Origin of the sequence: Aliivibrio sifiae (assembly GCF_002954715.1) — a bacterium.
In the GTDB taxonomy this organism is placed as follows: Bacteria; Pseudomonadota; Gammaproteobacteria; order Enterobacterales; family Vibrionaceae; genus Aliivibrio; species Aliivibrio sifiae.
Genome location: NZ_MSCP01000002.1, coordinates 1,157,432 through 1,181,258, shown reverse-complemented (window position 1 = coordinate 1,181,258; position 23,827 = coordinate 1,157,432). Strand labels below are relative to the sequence as shown.

Below are 23,827 nucleotides of genomic sequence, written 5' to 3'. Positions count from 1 at the left end.
ATACAAGGTTTATTATGATTAATACAGAGACATTAAAGAGTGATCTAAACGAACTCACAGTATACCAGTTGAGAAGTCTTCAATATGCGATCGCTAAAAAATTAGAAGAAAAAGCAGCAGCCAAAGCTAATAAGTCAGAGAATGGACTGCTTACTGATGAAGAATTGGATATGCTGGCAGAAGTAATGAGAAATTAATTTTTAATGATTTAATTTCTCTATCTTTCTGCTCATCCATACCTTCTTATCTTTCAACTGCTTCGATCGTCCTTGATCTACTATATAAATGCAGTTAACCTTTCTGTGCAATGCTAAATTAAGCGACCACTCGCGTAGATCGTCTTACTTAAACATCATTAAATTTTTTGATTATCCAACGAATAACCAAATCGCAACGCCAATCATTAAGCTACCCGAAATACGATTCATTATTTTCACGTTATTAGAATGACCTAATACGCGTTTAAGCCCCTTGCCGCCAGCAGCATAAAGTGTCATACATAAAAATTCACAGATTAAAATAATAGATACGAGAGCAACTAATTGCGGCCCAATAGGATTACTTCCATCAATAAATGGAGGAAGTAACGAAACCATGAAAGCCCAGCCTTTAGGGTTTGCTATCGCAGTGACAAAGCCTTGTACTACTAGATCCCAATCTTTGCCTTTAGGTACTTCGGTTTGTTCAGCACTCATCGCCAACTTGCCTCTTGAGCGCCACATTTGGATGCCAATATAAGCAAGGTAACTTGCCCCGATAGCTTTAAATACAGTAAACAGCCATGGGTAATTTAGCATAATGGCAGCGACACCTAAGACAGCAGCAACAGCCACAACAGCGACGCCAACCAGTTCTCCCATCATCATCCAAAGTGTACGTTTATAACCAATGCTCATACCTAAACTAAGAGCTAATGTCATACACATGCCAGGAGTAACAGAAACGAAGAAAAAGGTAGGGATAAAAGCCCATAAAATTGCAGTATTCATTTGTGTCTATTTAGTTTTAAGAGATAATCAAAACAGAGTACGAATATTGAGTTCAAAATCAATACAAATGTTCATTCATAATATGAAACATGTTAATAGTGTTACACACGTCAACTTAGTTTACTTTTTAGGTATTTAATAAAAAGTTGGGTTCGGGTATGTTCGTAATCTAATGTCGGATAATAAGCATTAACTAAGGTGTGATCTGTAGTAAATTCAGGAAGTACTGCAACGAGATTTCCTGATTGAATATCATCAATCAACATTTGCTTACTTGTTAATAATATCCCCATGCCTCGTTTAGCGGCATGAAATAAAGCTTCTGGATTTGTGGTCGCAAAATTACCGCGTAAAGTAATGCGCTTGCCATTCGATAATTTCACTTCTCTAATAGGGCGCTCCCCCCATATAAGCATATTATGACGTTTGAGATCATCAAGACTAGTGGGCATTCCCTTTTTCTCAATATATTCCTTAGAAGCAAAAAAACCAGAATGATGCTCAAAAAGTGGAGTAGATTTATAACTAAATGTATTTAATTGTTCTAATTCACGGCTAATGAATACATCAATATTACTTTCAGGAACTTGCCCGGGTAACGTCGTTACTAATTGAACTTTAATCTTTGGATAAGTAACTAAAAATTCGTCTAAATATTGAATAATAAATTTAGAACCAACAGCAAGAGTAGCGCCTATTTTTAATAACCCCGTAGGAGTCTGGTTAATTGCTCGAGTTTCATCGACAAGGTGTTGCCATTGATCAAGCTGCAAGCGCGCTCGTTGATAAAATAAAATACCCGCATCAGTCTGGTGTACTGAGCGAGTGGTTCGAGTTAATAGCTGCACTCCAACTCGTTCTTCAAGCCAATTTATGCGTTTACTGATGGCTGAGCCTGATGTATTTAGTACTAAAGCTGCAGCATTAAAGCTACCTTCTTCAACAACTTTAATATAACTTCTAACGCTTTCAATCCAATCCATGATTAGTTCCTATTTGGACTTAATTTGATTCCTATGATAGCTATTATCAATCATATCGATTGAATGTAAACTGATTAAATGAATAAAAATAATATCTCAGCGCTGCCTGCCGGCCGCTTAAATAAAACACCGTTACTTCTTGCAATGATGATTATTGCAACGGGGCAAGTTGGTGTGAGCATTTATCTGCCGTCATTGCCTTTAATTAGCCAAGATCTTGGTGTTTCCCCTGCAGATGTTCAGTTACTTGTTACGTTATTTTTAGTTGGCTTTGGTGGCTCTCAGTTGTTCTATGGACCTCTATCTGATGCATTAGGTAGGCGACCAATCTTTATTTTAGGGCAGGGGATTTATTTGTTAGGTACTGTCTTATGTTTTTCAATGACAGATAACTTTACTGCTTTAGTGTTAGGGCGTTTACTGCAAGGTCTAGGAGCGGGTAGCGCATCAGTATTAGGCCGAAGTGTATTAAGAGATAGCTACAGTGGACATCATTTGACTAAAGCGATGTCTTATATTTCCATTACCGCCTCTATTTTGCCGATTCTTGCACCTGTTATGGGCGGCTGGATTGCTTGGCATTTTAGCTGGCAGTGGGTGTTTGGTTTTGTATTGATATACTTAAGCTGTATTTTAACCATTGGGTACTTTATTCTTCCTGAAACACTACCCTATAAACCTCAGAAGTTTAGCTTTACTCAAACATTGCGTGACTATGGTTCACTCTTTTCTAACGCTCAGGTTATTTCTAGTGCAAGTTTAAATTGGGTTAGTTATTTAGGTAGCCTTGTGTCTGTTTCCTTATTGCCTTTTTTGCTTCAAGAGGGATTAGGTTTAACGACGGCCGAGTATGGTCAAGTAATGATTATTCCTTCTGCAGGTTTAATGATAGGCAGTTTTATTCTTAATAGCTTAAATAAGCGTTGTTCTGTTGATATTTTAATTGGTATTGCCCTTGGTATTATGACCTTATCTGGTTTATGGCTGATAAGTTTTGATACCTCACTGTTTTCTTTAGTCTTTGCGTTTACCTTATTAGCCGTTGCTCAAGGTATTACATTCCCACTGTCTATTAACTTATTACTTGCTCCGCATACTAAAAAAGTAGGGACGATTTCAGCGTTATCAGGATCTATTCAAATGGGCCTTGCCGGTGTATTTGGTGGTTATCTCGTGAAAAGTTGGGTAACAAATCAGCATTCTTTAGGAGTGTTTTATTTAACTATTACTCTCATCATGTTCTTTGTATTACTATGGAATAAACGGGTAAGAAGTCTAATTAATGACGGATAATCAATGATATGCATTTATTTTAGTGAAGAGTTCTGGTTTTAAAGGCAGTTAAAAAAGATAATTAGAATTTAGTTTCTGCTTACAATCTTAATGTGGAGTTATGTGTCGAATATTCAAAAGTGTGCAAATGAAAGGACTGTTTTATTTGATTTATCAGCATTTCTGCGTAAATAATAAAGATGTAAATTAAATGTTAATCTTATTATGCAGGAGGCAATATGATTTATTCACATGATACAACATTGCAGCTGACACAATTAAGTCATGCTGCTGTTCACCAACTCGCACCCTCATTTACAGGCCTACCTAAGACTACTCATGCTGATGGTAACTTCCGATTGCGTCGCTATTCCGTAATTCGTGTTGTTAATGAAAAAGTGGTTGAAACCAGCAAACATAACTTTGTTCAGAGTGAAGATATTAATCATTTTCAAGGAGATATTGTTCGTGAATTTGAAGGTATTGAAGCGCATATTTTACACAGTGAAGGCATGGCTGAAATGTGCCAAGTCTTTATGGGTCTAAATCATCTTCCGAATGGTCAAGAGATCGAGATACATCAAATGCGGATCTCCGCTATTTATGAAGAAACGGAAATAGCACCAGAGGGTGTTCACCAAGACGGTTTTGATCATATTGCTTTGATTGGTATTGATCGTTCTAATATCGAAGGTGGTGAATTGCTTGTTTATAAAGACTCTAATGAAGAACCATTTTTTATAAAGATTTTAGAAGATGGAGAAGTCGCCATGGTTGACGATAGAAAATTGTGGCATAACGGAAAACCAATACGCTTGGTTGACCACGCGCATGAAGGGCATATGGATGTATTTGTATTAACAGCAAAGGATGAAGCTAATGACTTTCACGCCTGATAGCGTACGTCCTCAATTTCAAGCTCTCTCACAAACAATTGAGAGTCATCCCGTTTTATTTTTAGATGGTCCAGGAGGCTCTCAAGTTCCAACATCGGTATTAACGGCAATGACAGAATATTTAGGCTATTCGAACTCCAATTTAGGTGGCCATTTTTTTTCGAGTCAGAATACAAATGTCGTCATGGATAATGCTCGAACTGCTTGTGCTGCGTTATTGAATGCACCAAGCAGTAATAATATTGTGTTTGGGGCAAATATGACCTCTCTGACTTTTCAATTAAGTCGAGCGATTAGTCGAGACTGGAAAGCAGGTGATGAGATCATTGTTACTGCATTAGATCATTATTCTAATGTATCAAGCTGGCAACAAGCCGCAGAAGAGAAAGGCGTAGTTGTTCATCAGGTTCGTGTTAATACTGACGATTGCACGTTGGATATGGAGCATTTTTATTCGTTATTGTCAGATAAAACGGTACTCGTCGCGACAACTTATGCATCGAATACAACGGGCTCTCTTGTTGATGTTGAGTCTATGGTTGCGGCTACCCATCATTTTGGCGCGATGATTTATGTTGATGCCGTTCATTACGCTCCGCATCATTTGATTGATGTTCAAACTCTAGAGTGTGATTTTTTGGTGTGTTCTGCATATAAATTCTTTGGACCTCATGTTGGGATTGCATATATATCACCATTCTATTTAGACTCACTTTCTCCTTACAAAGTAGAACCTGCAACGAATATTGGCCCTGGACGTTTTGAAACAGGCACCCAGAGTTTTGAAGGTCTAGCAGGAGTAAGTGCCGCAATTGAATACCTAGCTCAATGGGGAACTAAAGGGGACAGCTTGAGAGAAAGGCTGGTGACTAGCTTCATTCAATATCAACAACATGAATTAGTGTTAACACATTATTTTTTGAATAAGCTTGGAAGCCGATCTTGGATTTCGTTATTTGGGATAAGCGATCCTGAACATTGCCAACGTAGAACACCAACGTTTGCTATTCGCTTGAAGGGTCATACACCAGATCAAGTAGCCAAAAAATTAGGACTGAATCATGTATGCGTATGGAATGGACATTTCTATGCGTTAGGGTTAATTAGACAACTTGAATTAGAAGAGAGTGGTGGTGTTGTACGTATTGGGTTTATGCATTACAACACCATTGATGAAATTGATTATTTGTTTTCATTGTTAGACGCATTAGCGTAAAAGGCTGCGATATCTTTTAAATCTTGATCATTGAGTCGTTGTAACTGGGCTTTCATCATTAACGCAAGAGGCCCAGTTCGCTCACCATTTTGGTACGCTTTCATAGAAGAATATAAATACCCCTCATTTTGCATATCTAAATTAGGGTAGGTGCTATTAATCGCTTCCCCTGTTGTACCATGACAATAAACGCAGCTTGGTGACTTCATTTGACCTAATTTAGCATCTCCAGAAATAGCGCCGAAAGAAATTAGAGAGAGAAGAAAAATATAGTTATACATTATCAGTACCTTACAAATTGAAAGTGGATTACGAAGCTATACTGTAAAAGAGTCAAGGTCATAATTTTGGAAATGAGATATAGTTATGGTTTTTATTATTAAGTTGGTGATAGAGTTAATTTTAATTGTAAATAAAGTGCTTGAGTGGTTTATATGGTATATCATGCATTAAGTTTGAGCTGCTAACTGCCAAGGAGCTGCAGTGTTTACCTACTTAATGAAGCATTTACCTGCGAACAAATACCTTGCGGGAATAAGTAACGTATTTATTATGTTGCTTCCGGTTTCTTTAATTTCTTCTTTTTCTTTGTTAGCGTCAAATGGAGCCACTCTATTAAATTGGACAGATGTTAGCTATGAACTGAATACGATCAGCTCCCTTATTGCTCAGTTATTCCCTGTCTTACTCGTTGTTTTCTTTTCGCAGTATCTTGCATCTCTTCATAAACAACCCGTTATCGCCATTATTACCTCTTCGGTTTTACTCTATTTCATCATTTGTTTTCAATGGGATTTATTTCATGAAGGCAGCCTTATTCCTATTAATTTCCCATTTGCGATTTTCATCCCTATTGCAGTGAGTTTTTTTTACCAATATCTTCAGTTACTATCGATTTTTAGAGACACTCACTTACCTAATGTTGTTGAGCGTTCTATTAATCTTGTGATTTCTGTCTGTATTGTGATTTCAATTTTGTTAGGTATTAGCTATGGAACAAAATTCGTTATATTAGATGCATTACATCTAACCTTGATGATGCCAAGACTGGACCCCATGTCATTATTTGACGGAATTATTTATGAATTTACTAGAGGTGTTCTATGGTCTATTGGTGTCAATGGACATGTCATTTTAGCATCTTATAAAATCGAATTATTTAGAATAACATCAGAGAGTCTTGCTCTTATTGAAACGGGTTCAGGAACTATTCCTATTCTAACCAGTAACTTTTATGATTTTTATACTGGGATGGGGGGTTCTGGAAATACGTTAAGCTTGGTCATTTGTGTGTTGTTATTTGCTAAAAATAAAGGATATAGGACATTAGCTAAAGCGGCTTTATTACTGAGTATCTTTAATATTAATGAACCAATATTGTATGGTTTACCTATCATGTTTAACCCAATCATGATAATTCCATTTCTTCTCACCCCTATTGTTGGTTTGCTTATTGCGTACTTTGCGACCTTATGGGGAGTTGTTCCTCCTATTATGGGAGTGATAAGTTGGATGACACCGCCAATCATTGGCGGGTACTTAGGGACTGATGGGGCGATATCCGGTTCTATTCTACAATGTATTATTATATTGATTGGAATTGCGATTTATTATCCATTTTTCATGCGAATGGATAAGTTAAGTATGGGGAAAACAGCATTAGATTCTTTGACGGAGCGGTTCTTCTCATCTGAAAAGATTGATACAACAAAAGCGATAGGCAGTTATATCCCTCATTTATCTATAAATATGGCAGCGCAGAAAACAGTTGAACATCTGCATAAAACGGGTGACTTTATTCTCTACTACCAACCTCAATATGACGTAGATAAGCAAAAAGTTATTTCTTTAGAAGCATTAATTAGACACTGCTCTTACTCTGGGCATATAACACCTCCAACATTTATTGATTCTTTTTCTGAATTAGGGTTACTGCCCGAGTTGGATTTCTGGGTTCTTGAGAAAGCGATTGCTACTGCAAACAATTATGCTCATGATCCTGATTTTAAAATATCAGTAAATGTGTCACCAGAAACGGTGTTGGTACCGACATTTTTAACCACAGTAATGCAATTAATAAAAAGAAGCTCACTACGGTTTGAGCAGCTTGAGTTAGAAATAACAGAAGAATTGCTAATTAAAGATGAGAAAGAAACCAAGAAAACGCTTAATAAATTAAGAGAATTAGGAATTACTATTGCGTTAGACGATTTTGGTTCAGGCTATTCTTCGATCGCTTATTTATCTCGTTTTGATTTCGATAAAGTAAAAATAGACCGCTCTTTATTGCTCAACATAGGAACTGAGCGAGGACGAAAACTATTTAGTCTTGCGGTTGAGTTAGGCCAAATTACGGGTGCAAACATAGTTGTTGAAGGTGCAGAAAGTAAAGATGAAGTCGATTTTATCCAGTCTTTGGGTATCTCTTGCATCCAAGGCTTTTTCTTTTATAAACCAATGGCAATAGAAGCCATTATTGAGCTTGGTTTAGTGACTTTGCAGGATGAGCAAGTCGCGTAATTATGTAAGCAACTGCTTATCAGCGTTGATATTATTTTATTTTCGATACTGTGATAAATATATTGAAATCAATAATATTTAAAATAAATGCAATGTTATAGTATTAATAATGATCCAATTTCTTAGCATTATCGTATAACAAAGTATAAAAACTTTGGAGATGATTATGCAAACTCATTATGTAGAGGTTAGCAATCAGGTGAACCCAATACCGACCCAATCAGATGAAGAAGATAAAGCAAGATTAGACGCTTGGTTACAAGAGGTCGCTTTATCTCAAGATAAACAGGCATTTTCTGAGCTGTTTTCTTGGTTTGCACCCAAAATTAGAGCATATGGATTAAAGAAATTCAATGATCCAACGTTAGCAATGGATTTAGTCCAAGAGACGATGACGCTTGTTTGGCGAAAAGCGACACTATTCAATCAGAGCAAAGGTAATGCGTCTGGTTGGATATTCACGGTAATGCGTAATCATAGCTTTGATATGTTACGCAAAATGCAATCAAATAGAGAAGATACGGTCAGTGACGAGTTGTGGCCATTATTTGATAAACAAGTAGAGGCCGTAGAGCTAGATTGGCTGGAAACGAAAAAATTAAAGAAGGCAGTGAGCATATTACCTAATAACCAACGAGTGGTTGTGGAAGGGATTTATGAGCAAGGCTTGACTCAACAAGAGCTCTCAGAACAATTAAGTGAACCAATCGGAACGATTAAATCACGGCTGCGTTTAGCATTAACCAAATTAAGACAGGAGTATGAGCATGAATAAAATTACCCATCATCCTAGCGATGCATTATTACGTTCTCATGTCGACGGTGATTTACCCGAATCTCTTGCTGTTGGTATGACGCTGCATTGTGATTTGTGTGAACATTGTAAGCGTAAATCAGATAAATTAACTCAAGAATTTGCAGCAAAAGCGTGGCAAGAGCCAGCAGAAGCTGAGTCGGTTGATTTTTCTCAAATGCTTAACGGTATATTAAATACCGAGGTTGAAACTAGCTATTTGAAAGAGCCATCGGTAGAGCATATTTTTATTGATTCTTTTCATTATGAATTACCTCGTGTATTGACTCGTTATGTTGATATGAAATGGAATCAAATGGGGGCGGTAAGTCGTGCTCGTTTGATAGAAGAAGGGGCGACACGATCTAACTTATTGCACATCAATGCCGGTGGTGTGATCCCTACGCATACTCATAAAGGTTTTGAATTAACCTTATTGTTAGATGGCAGCTTTGAAGATGAATCAGGACATTATCATAAAGGTGATTTTATTTGGTTAGATTCTTCGCATGCACATAGCCCTAAAACCACTGATGGATGTTTATGTTACACCGTACAAAATGCTCCGTTGCATTTTACCCAAGGAATAAGTAAATTATTTAATCCGATAGGTAACTTATTGTACTAATATATAAATATAGGTAAGTAAGCTAAGCTAAAGCTAATTTCCTTTTATTAAAAAGATCACAGGATGTGATCTTTTTTGAATACTACCACGTAGTATTTCATAAGTTTAATAAGGACATATCATCATGAAGCACTCTAATTTTGTTACTACATTTATATCACTTTATGGTGAATTAGATCGCTCAACCCTTCATCGCCTTCCTGAAATTTATTCCAATGATATTCAATTTATTGATGCTGTACATCAGATCGATGGGCTTCCTATGCTTACCGAGTATTTTGAACACTTATACGAGAATATTTTAAATTGTCAGTTTCATATCCATCATGTTATTGAGAATGGTGGTGAAGCCAGCCTTTTTTGGACTATGGAATACAGCCATCCTAAAATAGGTAAAGGGAAATGTATTTCTGTTGATGGCACCTCACATATTAAATTCAATGAAAGAGTGTATTACCACAGAGACTACTTAGACATGGGGCAAATGCTGTATGAGCATTTACCGGTTCTTGGTTCAGCCGTGAAGCTGATTAAAAAGAGAATGCAGTCATGAAAACTATATTAATTACAGGGGCAACGTCAGGTATTGGCCTCTCTTTAACAGAAAAATACCTTAACCAAGGTTATCGGGTTTATGCGTGTGGTCGTAATTTTTCTGGATATGTTGATTCAGATTACTTAACGACCGCAAAAGGTAACGGTAGTTTAATTGAGGTCGTTTTTGATCTTGATGACAGTCATTCAATTCTTGAAGCGCTTTCTAGTATTGAAATGCTAGATATCGTAATTCTCAATGCGGGAACGTGTGAATATATCGATGACGCGACTCAATTTGATGCTGCATTATTTGAGCGAGTGATCACAACTAATGTCATTTCAATTGGGTATTGTCTACAAGAGTTAATACCAAAAATGAAGCAGGGCGGTCACTTAGCGTTAATGGGTTCAAGTGCTTCCTACGTACCATTTCAACGGGCAGAAGCGTATGGATCAAGTAAAGCGGCAATTCATTATTTGGCAAAGTCACTTCAATTAGATATATCACCGGAACAATTTACTATTAGTGTGATTGCCCCTGGTTTTGTTAAAACGCCGCTTACAAATAAAAATGATTTTCCTATGCCAATGTTAATCGACGTTGATAAAGCAGCAGATCATATAATTACAGGTATAGATAAAAATAAAAAACACATTCATTTTCCATTTCCATTTACGAGTTTCTTAATTTTAATGGGAAGTCTCCCAGACCGTATATGGCACTGGCTCGCTTTAAGGATGAAACGATAATGAAAAAAATTGCAGTGGTTGGTACAGGTATTTCAGGATTGGTGTGCGCGCACTTATTATCACGAGAGCATGATGTAACAGTATTTGAAGCTAATGATTATATTGGTGGGCATACCGCAACAAAACGAGTAAAAGCAGAAGGAAAAGAGTGGGATATTGATACTGGTTTTATTGTGTTTAATGACCGAACTTACCCAAACTTCATTGAGTTATTAACTCAACTTGGTTTATCTGGGCAAGAAACAGAAATGAGTTTTAGTGTAAAAAATGTCATTTCTGGTCTTGAGTATAATGGCCATAATTTAAATACGCTTTTTGCTCAACGCTCAAACCTATTTAATACTAAGTTTTTATCTTTAATTAGTGAGATTTTACGCTTTAACAAACAGTGTAAAGAGTTGTGGAGTGTGGATCATGGTGATGATCATATCGATCTTGATATTGATGGAACACTAGGTGATTTCTTATACCGTAATGAATACAGTAGCTATTTTTCTGAGCACTATATTTTACCGATGGGTGCGGCTATTTGGTCATCCAGCTTACAAGATATGAAAGCGTTTCCGTTGCATTTCTTTATTCGCTTTTTCCATAATCATGGTTTGTTAGATATTGCTAATAGACCTCAATGGTATGTAGTACCTAATGGTTCTCATTCATACATTAAACCTCTAATTGCTACGTTTAAAGACAACATTCATTTAAATAGCCCAGTAACGAGCGTGACTCGAAATCCTAGAGGAGTAACGTTAGAAATAAATGGTGAAGATCAGTATGATTTTGATGAAGTAGTCTTGGCTTGTCATGGCGACCAGTCATTAGCAATGCTAAGTGATATTACAACAGCAGAAAAAATGGTGCTAAGCAAACTCACTTATCAAGAAAATGAAGTCGTTATGCATACGGATGAGAGTTTATTGCCAATACAAAAACGAGCATGGGCAGCTTGGAATTATCATCTGGATACGGGGAATAAAAATAACCCATCTAGCGTTACTTATAACATGAATATTCTCCAAGGATTAGAAACTAAAGAAACAACGTTTTGTGTCACTTTAAACAATTCGCCATTGATTCATAAAGATAAAATATTAGGCTCATATAAATACGATCATCCTGTATTTAATACAGACACTATAGAAGCACAAGCTCGTCGAGAAGAAATTTGTGGTCGACACCATACCCATTTTGCAGGTGCTTATTGGTATAACGGATTCCATGAAGATGGCGTGAAAAGTGCTCTTGATGTGTGCCAACGTTTTGGAATTAGCCTATGATCAATTCCTGCCTCTATCACGGTGACGTAAGGCACAGACGATTTCAAACTAAGACGCATAGTTTTAGTTATCAGATGTTCTTTGTCGCCTTAGATTTGGATGAATTAGAAAAAACCGAACAGGTGGGGTGGTTCAAAAAAGGACGTTTTGCTCCTCTAAGTTTTCGACGCTCTGATTATCTTGGCTGCCAGAATGAATCTCTAAAGGAATCTGTTTGGAATAAAGTGAATGAATTGGGTGGAAATAACAGCCAAGGTAGAGTGCTTTTTGTTGGGCAGGTTCGTTGTTTTGGGCTTTATTTTAGTCCAATTAATTTTTATTACTGTTATAACCAACAAGATGAATTGACGGATCTACTGGCTGAAGTGAGTAATACGCCGTGGAATCAAACCCATTATTACTTAATAAAGATTGGTTCTAAGCAAATCATAGATAAAACCTTTCATGTATCGCCTTTTTTGGATCTGAATATGAAATATCATTGGTTTATTAAAGCGCCAAGCAAGCGATTATCGTTACATTTAGAAAACCGTGGCTTAGATAAAGAACAAGAAAAAATCTTTGATGCAACGATCGCTATGACACGAAAAGAATTTAATTCAAAAAATATACGTGAGCAAGTGATCTCTATTCCCATGATGACCGTAAAAATAGTATGGGGCATTTATTGGCAAGCATTGAAATTATTCATAAAACGAATCCCGTTTGTGCCACACCCAGAGCAATAAGGAGAGAGCAATGGCTAGTAACCAAATAGAGAGAACAGTATTGAAAGAGTCAGTACTGACCAATGACAAAAACAATAAGTCAATGCGCTGGATTGATGGTATGGCGCGTAAAGTATTATTGGATTATTTAGGTAAAATGACCCAAGCCTCATTGACGATAAATGATGAGTTAGGACAAGTTGTTTTGGGAGACCCATTAGCCTCTTTGAAAGCAGTAGTCGAGATCAATAACACCGAAGCATATAGAAAAATTTTATTCGGTGGTGGCATTGGTGCGAGTGAGGCCTATGTTGCTGGTTGGTGGACAAGTCCAAATTTAACAAAGGTTATTCAAGTGTTAGGCCGTGAAGAAGGTGTACTTGATAGAGTTGAAAATAGCTTCAGTAAATTGGTTCAATTTTTTGATTTAATCAATCACAAGCGCAATAAAAATACCAAAGAAGGGTCTAAAAAGAATATTTTAGCGCACTATGACCTAGGCAATGAAATGTACAAAATGTTTCTAGATAAAGAAATGTTGTATTCAAGTGCCATCTACCCGAATGCAGATGCCAATTTGGAAGAAGCTCAGTTATTTAAATTAAAAACCATTTGTGAGCGACTTGAACTAAAAGAAGGTGAAACCTTGCTTGAAATAGGCACGGGCTGGGGAGCGTTAGCTATTTATGCAGCACAGCATTATGGCGTAAATGTTACCACAACGACGATTTCTGATGCTCAATATGACTTTGCAGAGCAGAGAGTAAAATCCCTAGGTCTAGAAGACCGAATTACGCTTCTAAAGCAAGATTATCGTACCCTTGAAGGTCAGTATGACAAATTAGTTTCGATTGAAATGATAGAAGCTGTAGGACACGAATATCTAAGCACTTTTTTTGATGTGTGTAGTCGACACCTTAAACCTGAAGGTAAAATGTTAATTCAAGCAATTACCATTGCAGACCAACGTTATGACCAATATCGTAAAAGTGTCGATTTTATTCAGCGTTATATATTCCCTGGGGGTTGTTTACCATCAGTTAGTGTCATGGCAAATAAAGTGGCACAAAACACAGATATGGTGATTACTTCACTACATGACATCGGCTTAGATTACGCTAAAACATTACGTCATTGGTATGAACGTTTTGATGATGCTAACAGTGATTTAAAGCAAATGGGTTATGGCGATGACTTTATTCGTTTATGGCAGTTCTATCTTTGTTACTGTGAAGGTGGCTTTTTAGAACGTAAGATAAGTACTGTGCATTTAGTGGCTGCAAAACCACAGCATGGGGTGTGCTAGTCGACCATTATTTGTATTTACTAACCTAGATAAGTCAGCAAACAATCACTTATTTAGGTTGGTAACGTAGGAGGTTTCAATGTTACGTTATTTTCCTCTCATTAATGCAGTCTGGTTTCAGTTGGTGTGGTTTTCTGTGATCCTGTATCAACAGCAAGCTATTCCTTTCTTAGTCGTTTCAATATTGCTTCATCTTTTAATATCACCAACTCGAAAGTTAGACTTTTATTTGCTCATTTTTATTTCGATGTTAGGTGCTTTTGGGGATGTACTACTGTCATTTACTGGCGTGTATCTATTCCCTAATGACGCACTGATACCTGTGTGGCTTATTTTATTGTGGTGCCATTTTGGTTTCGCGATTAACCATAGTTTAGGATGGCTATCCCGTTTCCATTTTGGGCTCATTGCTTTACTTGGTGCGATTGCGGGGCCATTAAATTACTTAGCTGGCCATCGATTAGGTGCCGTTGATTTCTCATATTCATATCAAATCACTTTATTTTCAATTGGAGTGATCTGGGCGGTCAATCTGCCCGTATTTATTATTATTCAAAAGCGTTTAAGAGCAAGAATAAGTAATGAGGGAAAGAGTTATGAGAACATTGATAAGTATACTCACGATGGTAAGCCTGTTAACAATAAATAGTGCAGTTGCTGCTCCGTTACAAGGTTTACAAAGTAGCGGAAAATCAGAGCTGTCATGGTTCTTAATCTCAGTATATGAAGCGCAATTATTTACCACATCAGGACAGTTTGTTTATGGCCAATACCCACAGGCACTTGAGATTGAATATTATCGTAATATAACAAAAGAAAATTTAATTAAAGCGACCAAAGAACAATGGGAAGAGCAATCAATCAAGCATCCAGATCTAAATGAATGGCTAGTTGAGTTAGAACAAGTATTTCCTGATGTTAAGCCTGAAGACAAGCTAGTTTTTAGCATTGATAAGATCGGAAATAATCAGTTTTTTTTAAATGATAAACCTATTGGAAAAATAGCGAATAAAGACTTTTCTCAGCTTTTTCTTGATATTTGGGTATCAGAAAAAACAACTTACCCAGATCTACGTCTTGAATTAATAGGGGAATAATAATGAAAAAGATAATCCTATTCGTTTTCAGCATTCTATTAGTAGGCTGTTCTTCTCAAGATATTAATGATTATGCAGGTACAACCCCTGAATTCTCAATGAAAGCTTTTTTTCAAGATGATTTAAAAGCAGAAGGGATAGTAAAGGACTTTAATGGCACTGTGATAAGAACATTCACTGTCGATCTTCAAGCCCAGTGGAGCGGAGATACATTAACATTAGACGAACAATTTCTATTTAATGACGGTGAAGAACAAGAGCGAACTTGGGTTATTCAAGATTTAGGTGATAGTTCATACACAGGAACCGCCAGTGATATTCTTAATACGGCTTATGGAAAAAGCGTAGGTAATGCTCTTAATTGGAAATACTCAATGATACTAAAGGTAGATGATTCACACTATGAAGTCGAGTTTGATGATTGGATTTATCAAGTCTCAGATAGCGTTGTTATCAATCAAACTGAAATTTATAAATGGGGTATACAAGTAGGTGAAGTTGTACTTGTTATCCGAAAATAAGTAAAAACCTTGAAATGAAACATGCCGCTAAACCAAAACCACTCACTTTATTCCCTCGTCGAAGTGAGTGGTTTTTTATTTCTTATTAGTTAATCATTTACACACAAGCTCATTGTTACGGTTTTTAATCGCTTTGTATGCTTTCATCATGTTTTCTTGTTTCACAAAGCGTTTTGGCGGAGCTAAAACTTCCAGTTGATAGTCAGAGCCTTCATTAGAGGCTTTTTCTAGTGGAGAGATAACCACGACATTAAGATTTGGGTTTAATTTTACTATCTGTGCTGCTGTCCCTAGGCCATTTTCAATATGAAACTTTCCTGCAATATGCATAACTTGAGAATCAGGATGTTGACGTAAATAATTGACGATACTTTCCGCCATTGTTGCGTCCCACGTCATTTGAGCTGCAAATTGTTTCTGAGTTTGTTCTTCATCGCCGTGGTGCATAGAAGATAAGAACTTTGACTTATAAGGTGAGTCAGAAAGATCGATGTTTTTAGCCAACCATGATTTCTCATCAACATCGAGCTTATCTAAATAACTAATGCCTTGTTGACCAATACATTTTACGATTGATTTTGGTGCGTTTGCTGCGATGACATCACGTTCTTCTGCTTTTGCGAGTTCAATTAATGGACGATAGTCACTTTCATAATTAGGCCAGGCGCTAGCGTCAGACATTAATGTTTGCTCACCAATTTTACCGGTTAAGTATTCGTTAACAACCGTCTGTTTATTACGGCTGAACTGCTCCATAGATAGAGCTAATTCAGGGTTTGTCGCAGAGAGCTGTTTAAATAAGTCGGTTTGAAAACGGTGAACTGCTGCGTGGGTGTGCCATTCACCTACCAGAATAACATCGGCGTCAATTATCTCTTGAGGTAAAGCAGTAAGAGATAAAGGAGATCCTGTTGGTGATAGTAATTGATAATCATAGAAACTGGTGATAGCTTGGGAAGGTGCCGATGTTGATTGAATTTGTTGACTGCAGCCTGACAACAAAAGAACAGAAGCAAGCGAAAATAAAACTGTGGATTTCATAATAGAGATTCAGTAGAGAACAGTCCTATAGAGTAGGATAAAACGAGAGATAATTCAATCTTAATAATAATCATTACCATTTGTAGTGGTGCGATTTGAATAGGATTTTGTATCTCTGTCACAGTATTGCAATTCAAGACTCGTATAATCGGGCTCTTGGAACTCACATAAGGATATTAATATGAGTGCAAACTACCTTGATAAAACTAGATATCATGAAGAGGTGGAATTAGAGTGGCTAGACGCAATTGAAGCGGGCCTATACTTCCATAATTCAATAGAGGTTGAGAGCGGTTCTGACACCACCCTCAACGATTAATGTTTTCAATTCTCACTATTTTAATAGTACAAAGTGATTTAATCACTTGATTTAGGCAAGAAGGAAATGGATTCCCCTTCCGCGGTTAAAATCGAAATCTGTTCCGGCTTGCCTTTTTCATCCAATCTTAATTCCCCAATAGAACTTTTATTAATGAGTTTATCGTTATTTGCGACCGATGGATCTCGTTTGGTGACTAATAAATTCTTACGCTTTGTAAACCAGTTTAATGGAGAGTGTGGGCTATAGAGTACTCTGTCCATAAAATCACAAAAACGAAGTAAGACATTAGGAAACTCGTTTTTAAACCCACTACAAGTAATTTGGTAGATATCAGGGCTTGATTTACTGTGACGCAATTTAATGTCATAGGCGAAAGAATAATGCACATCACCAGATAGAATGACAAAGTTTTGTGGTGTTTTAGGGTGAGTAAGAATACTCAATAATGTATTCGCTGAGCCTGGGTGAGCCATCCAGTTTTCTGCATCAATCACTAACGGTTGGCCTAACATTGTCATTGTTTTTTGCAGAGCTTCAATAAATTTAACCCCAAAAATAGGCGCAGCAGAGACGATGATGATCGCTTCTTGTCCAATAAGCTCATGCTGAAAATCAAGCATTGCCTCCCAATCCATCAAACCTGATGGTTTATTAGTATTGGATTCAGAACGCCAACGACGAGTTCGAGTGTCTAATACCACGATTTTAGGCGTCGTATGGATAGAGTAATGCCACTGTTCAAATCGAGTTAACTGCCTGATAAGTTGTGCATGTTTATCATGAGTATAGTCGCTAAAGAGCTGACGGAAACCATCTAAAAATTCATCATCAAATTGCTCAGGATTATTTCCCCAGCCCTGACACAGAAAGTAGCCCATTAAGCCATTACCAATAACTTGAGCTGCGAGTGGGTGTCCATTAACGGCATTCTCCCAGCCAATGGTTAAATTCCAGTCATCAGTGATGTCATGATCATCAAAGATCATGTAAGTCGGTATATGCGCAAACAGTTGTTGGACGTCATTCAACCCTTGCACAAATTGGTCAATAATGATTTTTTCTGTTTTCCAGCAAGCGTGCCATTTTTTATCTAATTTGTTATCAGGATCAGGAAGTGACGCGGGCAGACTTACACATTCCCACAATGCAGGCGACCAAACTAATAAATACATGACGAAGAATTCGGCACAGGTGATTAGATGATTTTCGTGCTCACTGGAGCTAAAAATGGGACGAGACTTATATAGATTCCATCGAGAAAGAAAATTAGTATTATCAACATAGTGCGGCAAAAGCTTATCACGCTGATAAAGGTTATGTTGATGGGCGTAAAGCGAAGTACTTGTTGGGATAGCTGTATCAGGAAGCGATTCTTCAAATAACTCTAGTTGAGGAATGATTTGCTGAATTGCCATTAACATCGGTCCTGCGACATCATCTGCATAGATTTGGTCGCCACTCATCATTAATAGCGAAGCTCTCTCTTCAAGCGCTTGTGTTTTCAATTGTTGATTGGCGATGACTAAGCTGTCTTTGCTAGGGTAATGAGGATTACGACATGAACCATGTAAGACATAATCTGCTTTGTCTTTAATGATGAATGAAAATAGAGATTCATTAGAATAAAGCGCATTAGGTAACAAACCAGATAATGCACCATATTGAGTGATGATATCGTATTCGAGAGCTTGATTTACCGGAAAGTCCGCTTGGCATTGCAGTAGATATACCCAAGCATGGTGACCGATTTGAATGCATTGCAGATTGGTGATCATAAACTCAAGTGAGTTATCGGCCCATTGAATTAGGGCATGACCTTCGAGGCGTTCTGAAGTCGTTAGCCATAAGTTGACTTCAGTCGCACTTGATTTTCTAATAATAGGCCCAGAAAGAACTAACGGTAGTGATTTAGACATCAATTAATACAACTCTTAATAACAGATGAGATCATCATAATACTTGCTATGGTTAATTAGCAACATCCTGAACTTTGGCTTGCTTATAGATATCTAATGTCTTTAATCGTTGTACTGCATGCTCAATAATAGGATCTACGTAATTATCCGGTTTTAATAGCGGCTTGTTATTGGGTTGATGCAGTAGCTTTCCTGTTAGTTCCGATAACTCTGGTAGCCAATGTTTAATAAAAACACCATTACTATCAAACCGTTCGCTTTGTGTTGTGGGGTTAAATATGCGGAAGTAAGGCGTACTGTCGCAGCCTACTGATGCGCACCATTGCCAGCCTCCATTATTCGATGCAAAGTCACCATCAATAAGTTTTGACATAAAGTACTGCTCGCCCCAGCGCCAATCAATGTGTAAATCTTTGACTAAAAAACTGGCAGTGATCATGCGTAAGCGATTATGCATCCAACCAGTAGTGTTGAGTTGCTTCATTGCGGCATCAACAATAGGAAATCCTGTTTCACCTTTACACCATTGCTCAAATTTATCGCTGTCATTATTCCATTGAATGTACTTATCAAAACTCAAAAATGCGTGGTTCTTAGATAACAATGGATAAAAGTGAAGTAGGTGAGTATAGAACTCACGCCAAATTAATTCATCAAGCCAGATCTCTTGCCCCTGAGTTAATTGGTTATTCGCTTCTAAGTGCAAACGTAAAATACATTGCTTTGCTGAAATTGCCCCAATAGCCAAATAAGGAGAAAGTTGACTTGTCCCTTCTATTGCTGGGTAATCTCGTTGGTCATCATATTGCTGTGATTTTTCACGACAAAATTGACGCATGGTATTAAGTATCGTTTTATTTGAAACAGACCACGCTTTACTTTCATTACTAATAGAGTTGGTGAAATTTTTCTCACTATAACGCTGCAGTGAGTTCAATTGAGGAGTCGATAATTGAACTGAAGCTGTTACTTTTTCAATGGTTGGGAAGTGTTGATAAAAGTACTCTCTCCACGCTTTTTTAAAGGGCGTAAAAACCTTATAAGGCTGGTGAGTTTTATTCAGTACTTTGCCAACTTCTACGGCACATTTTGCGTCATAAAAAACACATTGAACATCAGACAGTTGTGTTACAACATTGGCATCTCTGCTTAATTCATCAGCCTCATATTCTTTATTAGCAAATAGATGTGATATACCAAGATCTTTACACAATGTGTGAAGCTGTAGTGGTACATCTTTGAACCAAGGACAGGATAACACTAGTAGTGGAATATTTAGTGCGTGTAGCTCTTTTTCAAGCTCAAGTAAGCGCCTCTTTATCAAATCAATTTGAATTGAGGCTTTATTGTGTCGTTGCCATTGCGATTCACTGGCTACAAAAATAGCGATAGTTGGGGATTGATTAGCAAGAGCTGCAGATAACGCAGGGTTATCCGCCACTCTTAAATCATTACGAAACCAAACGCATTGCATGGTTGGTTTATAATCCATAGCGTAATCTCAATTCTTGAGGATAGGGATTAAGGAAAGATTGTTTTGCTAAATATTCATTAGAATGAATACCTAAATGATGTTTAATTAAGGTAATAGGAGATAATAAAGGCAGTAAACCTTGATTGTAGTCTTGGATGATTTGAGCTAATTCTACCTTTTGTGGAGATTCTAGTTCTTTTTTAAAATAGCCTTGAAGATGCATCAATACATTCGTATTGTTTTTACGAGAAGCTCGGATCGTCATCGTCTGCATTAGCTGTGTACGATAAATAGCAAAAAACTCATTAATGTCATATTCCGCCACTTTAGCAACCAATTTACCTAAGTTTTTGTACCCAACGGTAGAGTGTGACATCAGGGTATATTTATAACGAGAATGGAAAGCAATTATTTTACCTGCCGTTGGCTCTCCATCCATAGATTTATACAAGTCATTTAAGCAAAAAACACGAGTAATAAAGTTTTCTTTAAGTACAGGATCACTCAATCGGCCGTCTTCTTCTACTGGCAGCCAAGGCATTTCTTTCATTAAGATTTGAGTGTAAAGACCAACACCATTTTTTGTCGCACTGTTTTTACTGTATACCTTAACGCGTTCCATGCCACAGCTTGGCGAATTCGCACAAACAATATAACCGCACATTTCCGTTTCTTTCAGTCTATCAACCGTTTTTTGAGAAAATTCGACCATTGAATCAGTGTAGTCTAAAGACGCATCTTTTGAGTCAACAAGGGCTATTCTTTCTTCGTTTGTGATTAAACGTATTGTCGGCCTTGGTACAGACATACCACTACCAACTTCTGGGCAAATAGGTACATAAGTAAAGTATGGGGCAAGGACTTTAGAGGCAAATTTATTGCTTTTATGACCGCCGTCAAAACGAACACTTTCACCGTTAACACAGGAACTTATACCAACTTTAATATCCATGATTGACTCTCCATTGCTTATTTTTATTATCAATGAGTAATTAAACGAATTAACTCTCTATTTGGATCACTTCAGCTTGACTCTTTTTTTGTAGTCGAGCAAACTAACTGTAAACATATTGTGACACCTATCTTAGTTAAGGAAACTTTTGTGCGTCTTGAAGTGCAATGTAAAGATCGATTAGGACTAACCCGTGAATTACTTGATATTTTGGCTTCTCAAAATATCGATTTACGAGATATTGAAATTGAAAAAACAGGGTTAATCTATCTTAATTTTCCAGAAGTAGAATTTGATGAATTCAGTCAATTAATGGCAAAAATTCGTCGAATTGAGGGAGTAATGGATGTTCGTAAAATTCCATTTCTTCCGAGTGAACGTCGCAATACAGAGCTATTAGCGGTATTAAGTACGCTCCCTGATCCTGTTTTCTCTATTAGCTTAAAAGGCAAAATTGATAACGCAAATCAGGCCGTAGCCTCTTTATTTAATTTAGACAAAGAAACGCTAATTGGCCAACCTGCAAGCCTATTATTGCCTGATTTTAATATTACTTATTGGCTAGAGGAATCTCACATTCGTCAGCGAGAATCAATGGAAATAGAAGGCGTAAATTATGTCATGGAAATCATGCCTGTTTATATCACTGATGATGACAACGCCTCTATCTTAGCCAGTGCCGTTGTTATTATTAAGCCGTCGATTGATTCTCAACAAGCACGTCCATTTTTACCTGAATCATCTAATCTTGGTTTTGAACATTTTGTTGGTTCATCAACTAAATACAAAAAGTTGATTTCTCAGGCAAAGAAATTGTCAGATATTGATCAATCATTATTGATTCAAGGTGAAACTGGTACGGGTAAAGAGATGTTAGCTCGTGCATGTCATAATGCCTCTATTCGTTCTGGTAAGGCGTTTATGGTGGTCAATTGTGCCGCTATGCCTGATGATGTTGCAGAGACAGAATTGTTCGGTTATGCCCCCGGTGCATTTCCTAATATGCCAGAAGGAAAAAGAGGAATTATCGAACAAGCAGATGGTGGAACAGTCTTCTTTGATGAGATTAGTGAAATGAGCCCGTTGCTGCAAATTAAATTATTGCGCTTTATTCAAGATGGTAATTTCCGTCGTGTGGGTGAAGAAAAAGAGATCCATGTTGATGTAGGGATCATTGGCGCAAGTAAGAAAGAACTTCTAGACTTAGTAGAACAAGGCGTATTCCGAGAAGACTTATATTATCGTTTGAATGTACTCTTCTTAGAGATACCGCCATTACGTGAACGTCCATCAGATGTTGCGACGTTATTTGAGTTTTTTGTTGCTCAACTATGTAAAGAGTTAAGTATTGTAAAACCGTCGATTTCTGAAGACGTGTATGATTATTTACGCAGTTATTCGTGGCCAGGTAATGTACGTCAGCTGAGAAGTGCGACGTTAAAAGCATTAACACAAATGGACAGAAACCAGTTAAGTACTTCTCACTTTATGCTACCAATTGCTGATAATAATACGAATGTCATCAATATTAATGTTGATGGCACATTAGATGAAATAATGAAGTCGTATGAGTCAAACATATTGTCAGGCTTATACAGTGAATTTCCCTCAAGCCGCAAATTAGCGAAGCGTTTAGGGGTTTCACATACTGCAATTGCGAATAAACTGCGCGATTACGGTATTGGTAAGAAGTAGGGAGAAACAACATGGATGTACATTTTGATTTTGACCATTACCAAGTTCGTTTAATTAAAAGTGCTGACGCAGTGATAATAGCGAATTACTTTATGCGTAATCGCCATCATCTCGAACCATGGGAGCCAAAGCGTGCAAATGCGTTTTTTACACCAGAGGGATGGAAACAGCGTCTACTGCAGTTGGTTGAACTGCATAAGCATAACTTAGCTTTCTATTTTGTGATTTTTGATAAACAAGAACACAAAATTATTGGCACGGTGAGTTACAGTAATATTACGCGCTTTCCTTTCCATGCTTCTCATCTTGGGTACTCTTTGGATGAAAAGTATCAAGGGAATGGCATTATGCAGCGAGCGGTTAAGGAAACGGTTGATTGGATGTTTTCTGTGCAGAATCTTCATAGAATTATGGCTGCTTATATTCCTCATAATGAAAAAAGTGGCAAGGTATTATCTGCTCTTGATTTCGTTAAAGAAGGCGAAGCTAAAAATTATTTATACATCAATGGCGCGTGGGAAGACCATATTCTCACTTCAAAAATAAATGATGCTTGGAAACCTGATTAGGGTTACTTCGTCATAAAATTAAGAAAAACTAAGAGAATAGGGGAAGTTAATCATAGAGATGCATTGAGTTTAGTGTAATCTATATAAGTTGATTTCAATTATTTTAGATAATAAAAAGAAGGAATTTAAATGCTGAAGTTTATTAAGTTTTTGCAATTGTTGATTTTAGGTGTTGTTGGTGCGTTTGTTATTCAATCAATGGTGTTGCACGGTATTGGTATTTTTAGTGAGCGTTACGTCATCATGAGTTTAGTGTTGACGGCATTGTTGGAGCTGGCTATTTTCATTATTTATAAGTTAGTAGAAGATGACTTTACTAATGAGTCGAAAAAGAAATAGTGACACGATAGATTTATTGTAAAGACT

26 protein-coding genes are annotated in these 23,827 nt (G+C 37.1%); 19 read left to right on the top strand and 7 right to left on the bottom strand.

Features of this window, described 5'->3' with window-relative positions; genetic code table 11:
- Positions 1-14: 14 nt before the first annotated feature.
- A complete protein-coding gene (locus tag BTO23_RS16480; protein WP_105064059.1) occupies positions 15-197 on the top strand; it encodes a hypothetical protein in 183 nt (60 codons plus the stop codon).
- A 171-nt stretch (positions 198-368) separates the two neighbouring features.
- Here the strand turns inward: BTO23_RS16480 and BTO23_RS16475 are convergent, their stop codons facing one another.
- Together BTO23_RS16475 and BTO23_RS16470 are read right to left on the bottom strand one after the other, a co-directional pair.
- Entirely contained in the window at positions 369-989 is a 621-nt protein-coding gene (locus tag BTO23_RS16475) for a LysE family translocator (RefSeq protein ID WP_060992894.1), read from the bottom strand.
- Between the two features lie 110 nt (positions 990-1,099).
- Complete coding sequence (locus BTO23_RS16470) at positions 1,100-1,972, bottom strand: LysR family transcriptional regulator (protein ID WP_061029269.1); 873 nt, start codon at positions 1,970-1,972, stop codon at positions 1,100-1,102.
- 102 nt (positions 1,973-2,074) lie between these two features.
- Between BTO23_RS16470 and BTO23_RS16465 the strand changes: the two genes are divergently transcribed.
- From BTO23_RS16465 to BTO23_RS16455, 3 genes are all read left to right on the top strand, one after another.
- Positions 2,075-3,265, top strand: a complete 1,191-nt coding sequence (locus BTO23_RS16465; RefSeq protein ID WP_425427828.1) for a multidrug effflux MFS transporter — start codon at positions 2,075-2,077, stop codon at positions 3,263-3,265.
- A 218-nt stretch (positions 3,266-3,483) separates the two neighbouring features.
- The gene (locus BTO23_RS16460; protein WP_060992897.1) at positions 3,484-4,140 is read left to right on the top strand and encodes a 2OG-Fe dioxygenase family protein; all 657 of its coding nucleotides are present in this window, start codon (positions 3,484-3,486) and stop codon (positions 4,138-4,140) included.
- Positions 4,124-5,356 (top strand): cysteine desulfurase-like protein, encoded by a 1,233-nt coding sequence (locus tag BTO23_RS16455; RefSeq protein ID WP_060992898.1) that lies wholly within the window; start codon positions 4,124-4,126, stop codon positions 5,354-5,356. The genes BTO23_RS16460 and BTO23_RS16455 overlap by 17 nt, the downstream gene beginning before the upstream one ends.
- On the opposite strand, the gene BTO23_RS16450 is transcribed toward BTO23_RS16455, so the two are convergent.
- Entirely contained in the window at positions 5,323-5,637 is a 315-nt protein-coding gene (locus BTO23_RS16450; RefSeq protein WP_060992899.1) for a c-type cytochrome, read from the bottom strand. The two genes, BTO23_RS16455 and BTO23_RS16450, sit on opposite strands and share 34 nt — an antisense overlap.
- Positions 5,638-5,839: 202 nt before the next feature.
- Here BTO23_RS16450 and BTO23_RS16445 point away from each other — a divergent pair, with 202 nt between their 5' ends.
- The 11 genes from BTO23_RS16445 to BTO23_RS16395 all read left to right on the top strand — a co-directional run bounded on the left by BTO23_RS16445 (position 5,840) and on the right by BTO23_RS16395 (position 15,492).
- The gene (locus tag BTO23_RS16445) at positions 5,840-7,876 is read left to right on the top strand and encodes an EAL domain-containing protein (protein ID WP_245922130.1); all 2,037 of its coding nucleotides are present in this window, start codon (positions 5,840-5,842) and stop codon (positions 7,874-7,876) included.
- Between the two features lie 166 nt (positions 7,877-8,042).
- Complete coding sequence (locus BTO23_RS16440; RefSeq protein WP_060992901.1) at positions 8,043-8,651, top strand: sigma-70 family RNA polymerase sigma factor; 609 nt, start codon at positions 8,043-8,045, stop codon at positions 8,649-8,651.
- The gene (locus BTO23_RS16435) at positions 8,644-9,297 is read left to right on the top strand and encodes a ChrR family anti-sigma-E factor (protein WP_060992902.1); all 654 of its coding nucleotides are present in this window, start codon (positions 8,644-8,646) and stop codon (positions 9,295-9,297) included. Before BTO23_RS16440 ends, BTO23_RS16435 begins: the two co-directional genes overlap by 8 nt.
- A 124-nt stretch (positions 9,298-9,421) precedes the next feature.
- Positions 9,422-9,850 carry a nuclear transport factor 2 family protein gene (locus BTO23_RS16430; RefSeq protein ID WP_061012637.1) on the top strand — a complete coding sequence of 143 codons (429 nt, stop codon included), beginning with the start codon at positions 9,422-9,424 and terminating at the stop codon, positions 9,848-9,850.
- Complete coding sequence (locus tag BTO23_RS16425; protein ID WP_105064057.1) at positions 9,847-10,584, top strand: SDR family NAD(P)-dependent oxidoreductase; 738 nt, start codon at positions 9,847-9,849, stop codon at positions 10,582-10,584. Before BTO23_RS16430 ends, BTO23_RS16425 begins: the two co-directional genes overlap by 4 nt.
- Entirely contained in the window at positions 10,584-11,861 is a 1,278-nt protein-coding gene (locus tag BTO23_RS16420; RefSeq protein ID WP_105064056.1) for an NAD(P)/FAD-dependent oxidoreductase, read from the top strand. The genes BTO23_RS16425 and BTO23_RS16420 overlap by 1 nt, the downstream gene beginning before the upstream one ends.
- Positions 11,858-12,589: a DUF1365 domain-containing protein gene (locus BTO23_RS16415; protein ID WP_060992906.1), complete on the top strand. Its 732-nt coding sequence runs from the start codon at positions 11,858-11,860 to the stop codon at positions 12,587-12,589. Before BTO23_RS16420 ends, BTO23_RS16415 begins: the two co-directional genes overlap by 4 nt.
- A gap of 10 nt (positions 12,590-12,599) precedes the next feature.
- Positions 12,600-13,874: an SAM-dependent methyltransferase gene (locus BTO23_RS16410; protein ID WP_105064055.1), complete on the top strand. Its 1,275-nt coding sequence runs from the start codon at positions 12,600-12,602 to the stop codon at positions 13,872-13,874.
- 79 nt (positions 13,875-13,953) lie between these two features.
- On the top strand, positions 13,954-14,523 hold the full coding sequence (locus tag BTO23_RS16405; RefSeq protein WP_105064054.1) for a DUF2878 domain-containing protein: 570 nt from the start codon (positions 13,954-13,956) through the stop codon (positions 14,521-14,523).
- Positions 14,471-14,971, top strand: coding sequence for a chalcone isomerase family protein (locus tag BTO23_RS16400; RefSeq protein ID WP_105064053.1), 501 nt, complete (start codon positions 14,471-14,473; stop codon positions 14,969-14,971). The genes BTO23_RS16405 and BTO23_RS16400 overlap by 53 nt, the downstream gene beginning before the upstream one ends.
- Before the next feature lie 2 nt (positions 14,972-14,973).
- A complete protein-coding gene (locus tag BTO23_RS16395) occupies positions 14,974-15,492 on the top strand; it encodes a DUF3833 domain-containing protein (protein ID WP_061029288.1) in 519 nt (172 codons plus the stop codon).
- Positions 15,493-15,585: 93 nt separating this feature from the next.
- Here BTO23_RS16395 and BTO23_RS16390 read toward each other — a convergent pair whose 3' ends face one another.
- The gene (locus BTO23_RS16390) at positions 15,586-16,533 is read right to left on the bottom strand and encodes a ChaN family lipoprotein (protein WP_105064052.1); all 948 of its coding nucleotides are present in this window, start codon (positions 16,531-16,533) and stop codon (positions 15,586-15,588) included.
- Positions 16,534-16,714: 181 nt separating this feature from the next.
- Between BTO23_RS16390 and BTO23_RS16385 the strand changes: the two genes are divergently transcribed.
- Positions 16,715-16,852 carry a hypothetical protein gene (locus BTO23_RS16385; protein ID WP_105064051.1) on the top strand — a complete coding sequence of 46 codons (138 nt, stop codon included), beginning with the start codon at positions 16,715-16,717 and terminating at the stop codon, positions 16,850-16,852.
- A gap of 38 nt (positions 16,853-16,890) precedes the next feature.
- On the opposite strand, the gene BTO23_RS16380 is transcribed toward BTO23_RS16385, so the two are convergent.
- The 3 genes from BTO23_RS16380 to BTO23_RS16370 are packed head-to-tail and all read right to left on the bottom strand — an operon-like array spanning position 16,891 to position 21,197.
- Positions 16,891-18,771, bottom strand: coding sequence for an alkaline phosphatase D family protein (locus BTO23_RS16380; protein ID WP_105064050.1), 1,881 nt, complete (start codon positions 18,769-18,771; stop codon positions 16,891-16,893).
- 52 nt (positions 18,772-18,823) lie between these two features.
- Positions 18,824-20,263, bottom strand: a complete 1,440-nt coding sequence (phrB, locus tag BTO23_RS16375) for a deoxyribodipyrimidine photo-lyase (RefSeq protein ID WP_061012651.1) — start codon at positions 20,261-20,263, stop codon at positions 18,824-18,826.
- Positions 20,253-21,197, bottom strand: coding sequence for a YbgA family protein (locus BTO23_RS16370; protein WP_060992914.1), 945 nt, complete (start codon positions 21,195-21,197; stop codon positions 20,253-20,255). The genes phrB and BTO23_RS16370 overlap by 11 nt, the downstream gene beginning before the upstream one ends.
- A gap of 150 nt (positions 21,198-21,347) precedes the next feature.
- On the opposite strand from BTO23_RS16370, the gene tyrR reads away from it, so the two are divergent.
- The 3 genes from tyrR to BTO23_RS16355 all read left to right on the top strand — a co-directional run bounded on the left by tyrR (position 21,348) and on the right by BTO23_RS16355 (position 23,800).
- On the top strand, positions 21,348-22,892 hold the full coding sequence (gene tyrR, locus BTO23_RS16365; RefSeq protein ID WP_060992915.1) for a transcriptional regulator TyrR: 1,545 nt from the start codon (positions 21,348-21,350) through the stop codon (positions 22,890-22,892).
- Between the two features lie 11 nt (positions 22,893-22,903).
- The gene (gene rimJ, locus BTO23_RS16360) at positions 22,904-23,461 is read left to right on the top strand and encodes a ribosomal protein S5-alanine N-acetyltransferase (protein WP_060992916.1); all 558 of its coding nucleotides are present in this window, start codon (positions 22,904-22,906) and stop codon (positions 23,459-23,461) included.
- Between the two features lie 129 nt (positions 23,462-23,590).
- The gene (locus BTO23_RS16355; protein ID WP_060992917.1) at positions 23,591-23,800 is read left to right on the top strand and encodes a hypothetical protein; all 210 of its coding nucleotides are present in this window, start codon (positions 23,591-23,593) and stop codon (positions 23,798-23,800) included.
- Positions 23,801-23,827 lie beyond the last annotated feature (27 nt).